The sequence below is a fragment of the Pontibacter roseus DSM 17521 genome (assembly GCF_000373265.1).
In the GTDB taxonomy this organism is placed as follows: domain Bacteria; phylum Bacteroidota; class Bacteroidia; order Cytophagales; family Hymenobacteraceae; genus Pontibacter; species Pontibacter roseus.
On the sequence record NZ_KB890770.1, the window covers coordinates 23,668 to 35,295 of the forward strand.

Below are 11,628 nucleotides of genomic sequence, written 5' to 3' on the forward strand. Positions count from 1 at the left end.
TAACCCAAAAAACCACCTATACAACGTATAAGCGCACGCCACTCTTAGCTGCATTGACAATGCAGCAGGGCGTGTTTTCTTAAACAGAAAAGAGTCGGTTAAACCTTAGGCGGGTGCCAGAAGGGGAATCCAGGCGAAAAGGCGGCGTCATCAAGATAGGCGCTGCGGTACGTGTTTTGCGGATACGGCTGCGGCTCTGACGGCGGGGCTATCCAGGAGATAAGCGTAATGCCGCCACAGCAATTGCACTCACACAGCGGCGAGCAAAGGTCTTCGTCCTGCGCACCGTCCTGATGAAAATCGTCTACCTGCACTGTCGTTACGTTGCTTTGGGCAAAGGCTGCGCCTTCATCTGCACATGGCAAGCACGCCATGGCCAGTATCACAATAGCCCAAATGACAGTCAGGTACTTCATTATTGCAAAGGTAAGAATAATTCTGCTGTTGTACTGCTTTAGCAGTGTTGCTGTTGCGCTCACTAGGGAACATTTATAGCATTTTATGTTTAGTGGGAGTGGTTTTTTTCTCCTTATTGTTAGGTTGCTCCTAAGTCTATTTTATATTGAGGAATCCCAATAAGAATATTTTATTATATACTTTATGTATAATGATTTATTATTTATACATGTAATGTATGAAAATTAGAATAATTAGCCCGTATTATATACTCAAAAATTATTTTATCGTAAATTTAAATCAATGTATCTAGTATTTAATTAAAACTATGAACTTTGATATAAAAGACCTGCCGTACGGTCAATTCGAGCGCCTTGGAATGAACAAGAAAGACGTGCTCTCCATGAAGTCTGACGATTTGGTGAGCCTGCTGACGGGCAGGCGCACAAGCCTGAATACCTTTACTATCAAGGACGCCAGTCTGGAACCTCTTACCGTGGATGCAAAATTGAGCCTGAAGATGAATCCAGACAACACCTTATCGCTAATGATCCACCCGATACGAAGGGAGATACAAAACGAAATCGGAGCCAGTAAGCAGGAGCTGGAGAAGCTGCTAAACGGAGAGCTACTGGTAAAGCCGTTTAAATCGCTTAATGGGGAGAAAGAGCTGTATGTTTTCCAGCTGGATAAGGAGACCAACGAGATTCTAAGGGTGAGGGTACGGGATATCCAAGTGCCTAGTGCTATCAGGGATATCGTGTTGAGTACTGATCAGAAAGAGCACCTGCGGCAAGGCGGCACCCTGGAGCTTTATTCCAAAGCAAAGGATCAGCTGATCTCAGCCCGCCTGGATTTGAATGATCCTAAAGGAATGAAGATAGTGGAGGGGCAAGTCTCTGTAAAAGAAAGCCACACCTTGGCAGTGAAGGAAACTCCTGTTGTGTCTATTAAACGTTAGCTTGCCTATGACTTTTCAGGAATACAGAGAGCAGGTGTCGATTATTCAGGTCGCCGAGTCGCTAGGCTATGTGTTTGACCCCCTGAAGGGCAGAAAGAGCCCTGAGTTCAGGCACCCTGACGGAGACAGGATTATCATCAACAACCCGGGCGACAGCTCCCGGCAGATGTACTTCAACCGGGATGGAAGCAACGACAAGGGGTCTGTGATAGATTTTGTGGCCAACCGGCTGCACCGCTTCCAGGGAAGCTTTCGCAATGAGATCGACGGTATCAATAGGGTGCTGTCTAGGTATGCTTATGCCTCTCAACCCAAAGCTCCAATCTACAATGTTACGGAAGCAAAGCCTTTTGACAAAAGCAGGTTTGTCGAATCGGAGGCCTCTGTTTTTAAGCTGCATTACCTAATCAAGGAACGAGGTCTCTCTAGCGAGACGGTGCAGCTGTTCCTGCCTTACATAAGGCTAGTGCGGGACGCAGAGAAGGATAATGCCTATACCAATATCGCTTTCCCTCTGCAAAGGCCAGCTAGCAGCGAAACGATAGGCTACGACCTTAGAAATTATGGCTTTAAGGGCGTGGCATCGGGCAGCGACCGCAAGCACGGTGTCTGGGTAGCCGACTTTGCGCAGAATCCGGTTCTTACACGCCATGTCTACTTTGCGGAGAACCCTATAGATGCCATGAGCTTCTATCAGCTGGAGAAGGATAAGCGGGACTTCAGCAACTCAGTGTTCGTCTCGTTTGGCGGGGGAATGTCGAGGATGCAGGTGGAGCTTTCCCTGAAGGCGTGGCCGCATGCTCAAAAGCATACCATTTTCGATAACGATTACCAGGGAAAGATCTATGATATCTATCTGGCCACGGCAATAGTAGGTAAGCCCTACACCTTTACAAAGAATGCCGACAGTATTACCTTCAGCTTGGATGAAAAGAAATTTGATATTCCTGTAGACAAGCTGAGCCTTTTTGCCTTTGAGAAGAACTCCGGTATTCGTTCCGGACTTCAGGTGCATAAGCCCCTTGGCCATAAAGACTATAACGACATCATACATCCCAAAAACGACCAGGAGAATCGTATCCCTATGAAAGTGAAGTTATGATCTGAAATCTAGTATAGCAGTCAAAGATTTTAGGAGATGAAATGCAGTTTCTGTGTCTCGCCTGGCTGTTGCGGTTAATTACGTCTCTGTAGAAAATATTTTTCACCTAACTATAAACCATTTAATTTTTAGGCTATGAAAAAGCTATCTATCTTCTCCCTTCTGTTATGTACAGTTCTATTTTTTGCTAGTTGTGATGACGAAGGCGAGGGCCCGGCCCTGCCTGATACTGCTACCTATCGGGTCGATTACAGCCAGTCAGGGGATTATGAGAAGTTCATTAAGATTATTACTATTGGAGGTGGCGATTTTAAAGTGAGGGGTACTAATGAGGCTATGCCGCCCGTGTTGTTTGACGGGAACCTTTCGGAGACGTCCTATTCCTATGAAGCGGATAAGGTAAGGGAACTCACCATACAAGCTGCCAATGAGTTCAGTGCCGTGGAGAATGGTCCTGCTTCTATGCAGATGCGCTTTGTTATTTACAAGAACGGTAAGCAGATTGATGAGAAGACTTTTAATTACAATGAAGCTTCAGGGGAGAAAAATGAGTACCTGAATTATAAGGCCAATGAATGAGGTAGGATTTGAGGCATCTCTTCAATGCTCTAGCAGATGGAAGGTGTTACCCATGAAGCGAACTTCAGCGCCAATATCAAATAAGAAAGGCATCTTTAACTTATTTATACCTAGCCTTTCGCTATTTTTAGGTACTCTTCGTAGTCCTGCGGGTCCATATGAAGGCGAATGTACTCCTCCATTCCCACATCGTTTTTCTCCATTACATAGCGTGTGAATGATAGGATGCTTTTACAATTCTCGAAACCTTGTTCTTCCATTCCTTGCCGCACCTTATCGGGCAGACCCTCAAGCCATTCCTGATAATCATTCATATTAGGAGTGTAGTCCTTGGCCTCGTGATGGTAACGATAAGAAATGTTACCCACCGTAAACATCAGCTCGTGAAAGCGGCGCTCCCCGATGGGGCAGGTGGCCAGAAATTTTTCCTGACTGACATTACGCTCTTCTACCGGATGTTTCATCTTGATCATATAGTTTCCTTCCTTTGTTAGTTAGATCTACCTATTTCAAGTTACTACTAAAGCCGCAGCGCCTCAAGCTGATACCAAAACTCATGTCCTCGGATACTATCGGCAAGCTCTTTGTCAACGACAAAGAATTTTAATGTTTCTACATGAGGATGCTCTTCCAGACATTCTGAGATTTCATAGAAGTCTTCTGAACCAGCACCAGGCCCTAAATCTTGCTCGTAAGAAACAGACACAGGGATATCCTCAACACTAGTATCAGACTCAAGATCATCTACAAAGACATCAAGAATGAAAATTTCCATCTGTTCTTTATTCACTGCGACTGCTGCTTTGTCTTTATTCCCTTGTATAAATTTTATTGCCTCTTTAAATCTCATGTACTTTTCAAGTTTAACCATTACCGAATTTAGCACATCTAATTTAATATACAAGATAGCTATCCTTTGCTGGAGCCTTATCGCACTTTCAGGACATCTTCTATTCTTGTGGTATAGCATGGAGGAGAGAATTCAGCTTTAGGCTCCCAAATAGGGCTCACCCCCTCAGCAGCTACCTTTACCGTGCCCTTTCCCATAGACTTGTTAAGTTGATCCAACGTGAGCATGAGGCTTGCATGCTTACTCCGATCCACCCTGTCAAAGATATTCATCTGTGCGCCGTCTGCCGGTCCAATCTCCGTGATGTACACGCCGGCTTTCTTGTAGGCAAACCCGTCCCGGTAGATGTGTTCCAGTGCCATGGTAGCGTACTGAACTAATTCTATAGTGGAGGAGGAAGAAACGGGCAGATTGATGGTTTTGGTGTTGTAGTATTGCGGCTCCCGTTCCCGAAATGGATTAGTGTGAATGAACACGGTTACCACGCGACAGGCGCTTTTTTGCTGCCGTAGCTTGTAGGCGCACCGGGAGGCGTAGACAGCCACTGCTTCCTTTAGGTCGTTGAGCGTGGTTACTGGTTGCCCGAATGAGCGAGAGGAGCAGATCCCTTTTTTTGCTGGAGGCTCAATCTCTAGGTCAGTACATGGCTCCCCACGCAACTCTTTCACCAGCCGCAGCCCCACCACCGTCAGATGTTTTTTAGCAAAAGCATCCGTGACATTGGCTAGCTGCCAGGCATTGTTTATGCCGAAGCTGTGGAGCTTTGTGGCATAGCGGGAGCCAATGCCCCATACGTCACCGACGTCGGTTCTTTTTAGTGCCGCCTCCAAATGCTTAGCTTCCGTCAGCACCAGCACACCGTTGGCCTTCTCAGACTTTTTGGCGATCCGGTTCGCAAGCTTCGCCAGGGTTTTTGTGGGCGCGGCACCTATGCTGACGGGTATGCCTGTCCACTTTCTGACGGTGTTCCGGATGGTGCGTGCATAATCCGGTATATCTATTCCTTTAAAGCCACCCAAGTCCAAAAATGCCTCGTCAATGGAATAAATCTCCATATTGGGAGTGAAGCGGGCCAGGGTACTGTGCACCCTGGCAGACATGTCACCTATAAGCGTGTAGTTAGAGCTAAAGTAGACTACATTATATTTTTCTATAGTTGGCCTGGCTTCGAAAAAGGGCTGCCCCATCTGCAGGCCCAGTGCTTTGGCTTCATTGCTTCTGGCGATGATCGAGCCGTCGTTGTTAGAAAGCACTACCACGGGCACATTGTTTAGCTCAGGGTGAAAGACGCGCATCACAGAGCAGTAAAAGTTATTGCAGTCTACAAGGGCAAACAAACTAGTCATTGACGTATCCTCCTGGCTACACCCCGCACTACGCCCCAGACCAAAAACTCCAGGTCCTCCGTGATTTCTATAGGTTTATACTTGTTGTTACCGGGCAGAAGCCTAACCCCAGTTTCGGTTATCTCCAGCTTCTTTACCGTGTACTCGCTGTTCACGTTGGCCAGCACGATGTCGCCGCTGCGCACGTGCAGTGAACGGTCTACAACGAGCAAGTCACCCTCCAGCAGGTTGTAGTCTATCATAGAGTCCCCCTCTAGCCGCACGTAAAAAGTAGCGTCTGGGTGCCCGTTTAGATAAGATGATAAACTGATTCTGTCCTCAATGTGCTCTTCTGCCGGACTGGGGAAACCCGCCGGGACACGTGCCGCGAAGAGCGGGAACTTTGTTTCCGTGTCACGACCTAGCAGAACAAAGCTTACTGTTTCCGAGGGTAATAATATCTCTGTATTCATGTTGCATGTTTGCTAAAAATATTAGCTATTACGCAACTTTAGAGAAATTTATTAACTTTATAAAATATAAAAGCTAAAATATTTAGTATTTATAACGTCTTATTATTTTTCAATCTTCAAGTGTTCCTATTGTATAGGACTGTCAACCAATATATTACCATAATTAAGGACTGTTTTATAATGGATGATAGTTATATATAGATAGTCTTATAATTTACCTTATGTTAATTAGAAGAAAAAAGTTAGCCTTTGCTAAACCGATGACATCTTAAATTGCACGAGAAAGAGACCAAGTCTTTCTGATGCAATTTACTTTGCTTTTAAAGGGTAATCGCTAATCACTTATTCACCTATGTTCACAATGAACTCATAGCTTCTGGCCACACAGACACCGTTTTTTACGATAAAGCACTCCGCCCAGTGTGTCCCCTTATAGCTTGAGTATTCTTTCTGGTTTAGCCCTCCCTTGCCTAGTGTCCTAGAGTGATAAATGCCTCCTCTCAAGCCCTTGTTTTTCTCTGCTTCTTCGCCAGTATTTACTATTTGCCAATATACATCAAACGGTTTGGGAACGTTTGTGGAGGCGACAAAAAAGATGTCACAATTTTTGGGCACAACTGTATTTCCCGTTATAGTGACTCGCTTGCCTTTGCTGTTTTTGTAGTGACCGTGTATTTCTACTTTGTAACGTATTGCGACTGGCCACTGAGGCTGTTGCCTATGAGCTGCGTTTAGAACAGCCGGCAAGTAGGATGGCTGCTGGTATCTCTCAGTAATTAGGTTTTTGACGCCAAGCTCTTCTACAGCCTCGTTAACCGATCGGGTGCCAAACAGCTCTTTAGAGTATCTGTAGGCCTCGGTCAGACTACATGACATAAGGTGTGCAAAATCCTCTTTGGCTTTTTCGAGCCATTCATAGAAGTTCTTCTCCCTTTCTGACTCCAAAAGCCACCTGTCAGCGAAGTTTTCCTCTGGATTAACAGGGTTACCGACCCACTTGATGTACCTGCCGTGTACAGGACTGTACCTCTCCTCAATGTAACTTTCCATCCTCTGGAGCACGTTGGAGAGCGCCAAGGAGACATCGGCCTCCCTGTTGTATGCTCTGGCGGCCAGAGTAGTTATGATGATAGAGATCGGCTTGCATGGATCTCCCCCGTACATGATGTCCCTGTGCCTTTTAAGAAGCTGAACTACCCTCTGCAGTGGCTCTTTTCTCTTCTCGTAGACAGGGAGTGGTTCAACGGAGGCCCTGATGCTGCGGGACTCTAGCAGAGAAACTCTCGACCTTTCTTTGAACCATGCCGCATAGCCAAATGGATTGCTCTTCAGCCAGTTGGTTGTGTTCGTGTCAGATGTGTAGTTCCCAAGCCGCTTATCCGTGATACGTATCGCCAGCTGATCCACTTGGCTTTGGTCCAAAGACGCAAAGGATCTCTCGAGCAAGGTAAAGTGACCGCTGCCCACTATGGCTGGCAATATGTCCATGTGGAATTTAGCGGATTCAGCGTAAACTAGTGTCCAGCACCGGTTGCCTTCCTCATCAAGCATGCGTTTGTAAGTTTCATCCGCCTTTAGCTGCCCGCCTATGGCATGCTTTAAGTGATACTGAGCCCAGGCTGTGCTCTTTCCGCTCAGCCTGCAGACTAAGTCCACATCCAGCTCATCATCCTCGATGAGAGGCCTAATCATTGTCCCAATTAAAAAGGACCCTTGCGGTTTGATGTCGGGGCTATAGGGGCTGAGGGGCGAGTCCTTCTTAGCTAGATGCTTGGCAACAGCAGTATATCTGTCCACCACAGTTTGATATTGTGCCTCAGTGATGTCTAGGGCTGCAGCGACCTGTTCTAGCAATTGGCCTGTGCCTACTGCTTTTTTGAAAGGTGAGGGAAAAAGCATGTCTTTCAGTTGTTTTGGATTTCAATAACTTGTCTAAAGCCCTCAGCCGCCGTGTTCTCATCATACATCAGCAAGGACATATCTGCCTTGGGCATCCAGGAGCGGCCTAGCTCCACAGCTGCGCTAATCGGCATGGCAGGAAACACGTGCAGAGGTGCCTCAGAGCCGTACTCCGCCTTGATCTGGTTTAGCAAGAGCCTAAGCTCTTTGCTGAAGTTATGTAAATGCTTCCTGCACTTAAGTAAGTCATTGAAAGGCATTTCTGTAGTGAGGGTGAAGATCGCCACGTCCTCCCCAAGCACCCGGTGGATTCTGTCGTTGGTGATAGTAGCACTCAACGATAAATTTAGGGCTACCTGTGCTTGCTTTTCCTTAGGGGAATGGACTAAGTAGCGGACATCACTGTATTCATCATCTGGTTGCCATTTCCAGGATTTTGGGTTGCGTATGGGCTGGTGGACTTCTACGTGCTGGATGTCGTTGATCAGGGTCCCGAGCTTTACCAGAAGCGGAATCGGCGCAAAGGCAAAAACGGACAGGTGCTCTATTTCTCCCTTGCGCAGCCTAGGCTTTAGCTGTTCTGTAAAAAGGGCTTTTAGGCTACTGATCTCTGACTGCCAAAAAAAGTCATCTTTGTCTCTCTGAGGACTGTTTATCATGCCTAAATCAATAGCGCTAGGGGCTGCCGGATAACGCTCAGGCGGCAAGTAGCTCCTCACTGTTTCGAAATTGAGGACAGGGGTGTGCTCGCCTACGTTTGCTCGATAAACAACGATATGGCTCCTCTTGTCTATACCTATATCAGTTAATGTCTCTATTCTTTCCTCATGTTCGACCTTCATTGCCTGAAGATACACCACCGAATGGCTTTCAGGATCGGCTTCATCAATCCTGTTGTGGCACTCGTCGCAAAGCAACATAAGGTTTTCATAAGCTATCTCAAGCTTCTCGGAGAGCTCCTCGTCTCCACGTGGTCCATCTTCCTTAGCTGCAATGATATGGGAGATGTAGGCCTTATTCATGTCTTTTTGCATCATGGAGTCTCTCCACAGCACGATGTTGCACCCACGGTACTGACAACGCCCTGCTGATTTTACCCACAGTTTCCTTGCCGTGCCCTGTGGAATGGCTTTTCTTGCTCTTTTAACAGGCATATATCTTATTAACTTTTCTGATTCTCCTGCCTGTATGAACCTGCAGGGTGTTTAGCTTTCTCTCAGTCTTTGTAACCTAGGCTTAAAGCACTAGGTATGGTTGAGGCAGCTGTTGCACCCAGATTCAATGCTTATACTAAGTCTAAACACACACTTCTGGGCGCAACAGTGCATCATATGGCCTACCTCTCCTTGCGAACCCCTTTAAAGGGCTTTCCATCGGACTTCTGGTCCATGAAGCGCCCGGTGTTCGCGTCTCGCTTCACCCAGCGGTCGTTGTGCGGATTGTAAGTCTGGGAGCGCTCTCTTACGGCTCCGTTTCTGTGGCCGTCCCCGGCCGGCTTGTTTGTCGCCATCTATTGTATGGTTAAAATCCAGTAAATATATTGGTTGATCCACGTAGCCCGACTGGGCACATACCATGGCCCGTAGGCACAGAATGCCCGGGCGACTGCTACGATGGCATGCGCTGCAATGAGTGTCACGTTCGGCAAGTAAGAGCACAAATTACCCTTTAGAATGAAGTGAAATCACTGACTCCTTATCGGATTGTCTTCCTTTACCGACACTTCGGACACAAGTGTCCCGTTGATTTTATTGTGTACTTCTCCTCTTATTTAACCATATGCATTTGCTTATAATCCATTGCTTGTCTTTTGAGGCGCAGGCAAATAACCTTTGGTGCTTTAAGGCGCACCGTAACCCGGTAAGTGAATGTAGCCGGAGAGGGCTGGCTGGCTAGGCCGAGTGAAGAATTCAGGTGGATTTGCAGGACGTAACAATTTTGTTACTTTTGCAGTACCATTACCGAAGCGTCGACTTCACCCCAGAATCTTGGCGGATTCTGACCCGTAAAAACCAGCAGTCATATGTTTGCAGCATAGATTAGCTGGTTTTATTCTTTTAGTATGAACAAGAAGCGTACCGCCTACGTTCATTATTGCTATATATTAATTTTCAATTTATGATTACTAGCAATTTGGCATACAGCCCGCCGAAATAACTGTCAAACAGAGAATTTTGTCATACTGTCACCTTAACTGCACTAAATTAATTAGCGCGACACGAACATCCCCTCATTGACAAAGCCCAGCGAAGCCATGAACTGACGGAAGTCGCCCCCGTTAAGGTGCAGCATCTCCTTGATATCTGTAGCAGACATTTCCAGGTCCTCCAGGTGGCAGCGAACCATCTCCCTCAGCAGTTGTGATGCCTCCGTAAAGCCATGCCTTGACAGGTCAACCGGCTCCTTCTTCCTGTAAGGCGCGAGCTGGATCATCAACCCCCTGTGCCGCTCCTCGTTGAGCAGGCCAAGGTGCTTTGCACGCATGACAATGGCCGCCATGGAGCAGCCCCAACGGGCTTTCAGCCCCATCAGGCTCTCCAACCGAAGGCCGATTAGCTGGTCGTGTATATCGTGTGCAGGCATCAAAAACTCACTTGCAAACTGGTTCGCCTCTATTTCGCGCTCCTCACCCGGGAGACAGTCTGTGTGCATGACCAAGTGCCCCAGCTCATGAGCCAGACTAAAGCGCATCCTGTCAAGGCTGTACTCACGGTTGATGTAAATAACGGGAAGGCCCCGGCTCGTAAAGAAGCTGTAGCCATCCACGTTCTCATTAGCCATCCACGTCTTGGCCACCACGATCTTGTGGTTCTCGAGTAGCGCGGTCAGGTTTCTGATTGGGCCGTTCGGCACGCGCCACTTGGCTCTCAGCTTGCGCGCCAGGTCCTGCGGCGCAGTATCCGTAACCGAGTCATCCAGAAAGTCCGGAACGGCGATGCCGTCCTCCGGCTCAATGGCGTCCTGCAATTTGCTGATCCACCCTCCCAATAGCCGGAAGTGCGACTCCAGCTGTGTCCGCGGCACCGCCTTGAGCGCCGCCTTCTTGCGGTAGTGCCCCTGTACTGGGGGCAGATAGGAGTCGATGTCTTCCTGGTAAAAGAAGCTGACAGGGTAGTCCAGTGCCTCTGAGAGCAGGGCAATGTCCTCCTCGTTCGGTTCGCGCAGATTGTGCTCCCATTGAGAGACCGCTGCCTGTGTCCTATTGATAAGTGCCGCGAGCTCCTTCTGCGTGATGCCGCGCGATGACCTGGCTAATTCCAGCATTTGGTAATTGAACCGAGTCTGCATATGCTATTATCCTTTCTGTTGTTGCTTTGAGTCATTGCCGGGGTTCCCTTTTTTCTTAGGTCGGAACTTTATAACCAAGCTGTCTGCCTCATCTGTAATTGGGTAAATATCTTGCTCCAGCTCCAACGCCAGATTGTGGGTAGAGGCCTGACGCAGGACGTCGAACTCTTCCATCAGCTGCCCCCTCACGAAGAAAAGCGCGTGAAACCCCACCAAATGTGAGTTGGCCCGGTCAGAGAAGTGCTGCAGAATGACGCTCGGCAGCATTTCAAGGTCCGCGTACAACTCTCCCTGCACAATCGCTTTCTGGCGCTTCGAGTTAGCCTTGAAGGCGGCGTTTGCCCTTCCTTTGTAGAAGTGGAACTGGCACACGCCTTTCTTTATCAAAGTAAAGGTCATGAGTGTCTTCTTTACCTCCCAGTCCTCATCGCTCCTGAACCTTTCCTCGAGCATACCCCAAATGCGGGGAAAAAGACAGGAGGAGTAAATGGCACGGAAGTGCGGGATATAGAGGTCTGTACCCTCTACCTCCAGGGTGATGGTGATGGCCCTTTCCACAGCATTGACAATAGCTTGCAGTTCATCTGGCGTAACCAAGTCACGAAAGTCAGATAGCGTTATGGTAGGTCGTAGAGTTGTCTCCATGGGCATTCTATATATTTCGATTCAAATATATCACTAAAAATATAACAGGCAAAATCACGAATAAAATTTTTTTACAATTTTTTTTCGAACAAGGCTTCGATCATGTCATA

The 11,628-nt window shown here is 47.5% G+C and carries 13 protein-coding genes; 3 read left to right on the forward strand and 10 right to left on the reverse strand.

The window, feature by feature from the left end; all coding sequences use genetic code 11:
• Positions 1-98 precede the first annotated feature (98 nt).
• Positions 99-416, reverse strand: coding sequence for a DUF6660 family protein (locus B051_RS0120115; RefSeq protein ID WP_157579143.1), 318 nt, complete (start codon positions 414-416; stop codon positions 99-101).
• Positions 417-724: 308 nt separating this feature from the next.
• On the opposite strand from B051_RS0120115, the gene B051_RS21720 reads away from it, so the two are divergent.
• From B051_RS21720 to B051_RS0120130, 3 genes are all read left to right on the forward strand, one after another.
• Complete coding sequence (locus tag B051_RS21720) at positions 725-1,357, forward strand: DUF4099 domain-containing protein (protein ID WP_018480038.1); 633 nt, start codon at positions 725-727, stop codon at positions 1,355-1,357.
• A 7-nt stretch (positions 1,358-1,364) separates the two neighbouring features.
• Positions 1,365-2,459, forward strand: coding sequence for a DUF3991 domain-containing protein (locus B051_RS0120125; protein WP_018480039.1), 1,095 nt, complete (start codon positions 1,365-1,367; stop codon positions 2,457-2,459).
• A 135-nt stretch (positions 2,460-2,594) separates the two neighbouring features.
• The gene (locus tag B051_RS0120130; protein ID WP_018480040.1) at positions 2,595-3,038 is read left to right on the forward strand and encodes a beta-barrel fold lipoprotein; all 444 of its coding nucleotides are present in this window, start codon (positions 2,595-2,597) and stop codon (positions 3,036-3,038) included.
• Between the two features lie 110 nt (positions 3,039-3,148).
• On the opposite strand, the gene B051_RS0120135 is transcribed toward B051_RS0120130, so the two are convergent.
• From B051_RS0120135 to B051_RS0120175, 9 genes are all read right to left on the reverse strand, one after another.
• Positions 3,149-3,511, reverse strand: a complete 363-nt coding sequence (locus tag B051_RS0120135) for a hypothetical protein (RefSeq protein WP_018480041.1) — start codon at positions 3,509-3,511, stop codon at positions 3,149-3,151.
• Between the two features lie 47 nt (positions 3,512-3,558).
• A complete protein-coding gene (locus B051_RS0120140; protein ID WP_157579145.1) occupies positions 3,559-3,888 on the reverse strand; it encodes a hypothetical protein in 330 nt (109 codons plus the stop codon).
• A 77-nt stretch (positions 3,889-3,965) separates the two neighbouring features.
• Positions 3,966-5,234: a Y-family DNA polymerase gene (locus B051_RS0120145; RefSeq protein ID WP_018480043.1), complete on the reverse strand. Its 1,269-nt coding sequence runs from the start codon at positions 5,232-5,234 to the stop codon at positions 3,966-3,968.
• Positions 5,231-5,686 (reverse strand): LexA family protein, encoded by a 456-nt coding sequence (locus B051_RS0120150; RefSeq protein ID WP_018480044.1) that lies wholly within the window; start codon positions 5,684-5,686, stop codon positions 5,231-5,233. Before B051_RS0120150 ends, B051_RS0120145 begins: the two co-directional genes overlap by 4 nt.
• A 342-nt stretch (positions 5,687-6,028) precedes the next feature.
• A complete protein-coding gene (locus tag B051_RS21725; protein WP_018480045.1) occupies positions 6,029-7,585 on the reverse strand; it encodes a nucleotidyltransferase in 1,557 nt (518 codons plus the stop codon).
• A gap of 5 nt (positions 7,586-7,590) precedes the next feature.
• Positions 7,591-8,622, reverse strand: a complete 1,032-nt coding sequence (locus B051_RS0120160) for an SAVED domain-containing protein (RefSeq protein WP_018480046.1) — start codon at positions 8,620-8,622, stop codon at positions 7,591-7,593.
• 299 nt (positions 8,623-8,921) lie between these two features.
• The gene (locus B051_RS22635; protein ID WP_018480047.1) at positions 8,922-9,095 is read right to left on the reverse strand and encodes a hypothetical protein; all 174 of its coding nucleotides are present in this window, start codon (positions 9,093-9,095) and stop codon (positions 8,922-8,924) included.
• Between the two features lie 698 nt (positions 9,096-9,793).
• Positions 9,794-10,873 (reverse strand): XRE family transcriptional regulator, encoded by a 1,080-nt coding sequence (locus B051_RS0120170; protein ID WP_083919486.1) that lies wholly within the window; start codon positions 10,871-10,873, stop codon positions 9,794-9,796.
• A 6-nt stretch (positions 10,874-10,879) separates the two neighbouring features.
• Positions 10,880-11,518 (reverse strand): hypothetical protein, encoded by a 639-nt coding sequence (locus B051_RS0120175; RefSeq protein ID WP_157579147.1) that lies wholly within the window; start codon positions 11,516-11,518, stop codon positions 10,880-10,882.
• Between the last annotated feature and the right edge of the window lie 110 nt (positions 11,519-11,628).

Bases quoted from the DNA above. Each gene is read 5' to 3' on its own strand.
- B051_RS0120115 (WP_157579143.1), bottom strand. From the start codon at position 416: ATGAAGTACCTGACTGTCATTTGGGCTATTGTGATACTGGCCATGGCG.
- B051_RS0120150 (WP_018480044.1), bottom strand. From the start codon at position 5,686: ATGAATACAGAGATATTATTACCCTCGGAAACAGTAAGCTTTGTTCTG.
- B051_RS0120140 (WP_157579145.1), bottom strand. From the start codon at position 3,888: ATGAGATTTAAAGAGGCAATAAAATTTATACAAGGGAATAAAGACAAA.
- B051_RS0120160 (WP_018480046.1), bottom strand. From the start codon at position 8,622: ATGATGCAAAAAGACATGAATAAGGCCTACATCTCCCATATCATTGCA.
- B051_RS0120125 (WP_018480039.1), top strand. From the start codon at position 1,365: ATGACTTTTCAGGAATACAGAGAGCAGGTGTCGATTATTCAGGTCGCC.
- B051_RS0120170 (WP_083919486.1), bottom strand. From the start codon at position 10,873: ATGCAGACTCGGTTCAATTACCAAATGCTGGAATTAGCCAGGTCATCG.
- B051_RS0120135 (WP_018480041.1), bottom strand. From the start codon at position 3,511: ATGATCAAGATGAAACATCCGGTAGAAGAGCGTAATGTCAGTCAGGAA.
- B051_RS0120145 (WP_018480043.1), bottom strand. From the start codon at position 5,234: ATGACTAGTTTGTTTGCCCTTGTAGACTGCAATAACTTTTACTGCTCT.
- B051_RS21725 (WP_018480045.1), bottom strand. From the start codon at position 7,585: ATGCTTTTTCCCTCACCTTTCAAAAAAGCAGTAGGCACAGGCCAATTG.
- B051_RS0120175 (WP_157579147.1), bottom strand. From the start codon at position 11,518: ATGGAGACAACTCTACGACCTACCATAACGCTATCTGACTTTCGTGAC.
- B051_RS21720 (WP_018480038.1), top strand. From the start codon at position 725: ATGAACTTTGATATAAAAGACCTGCCGTACGGTCAATTCGAGCGCCTT.
- B051_RS0120130 (WP_018480040.1), top strand. From the start codon at position 2,595: ATGAAAAAGCTATCTATCTTCTCCCTTCTGTTATGTACAGTTCTATTT.
- B051_RS22635 (WP_018480047.1), bottom strand. From the start codon at position 9,095: ATGGCGACAAACAAGCCGGCCGGGGACGGCCACAGAAACGGAGCCGTA.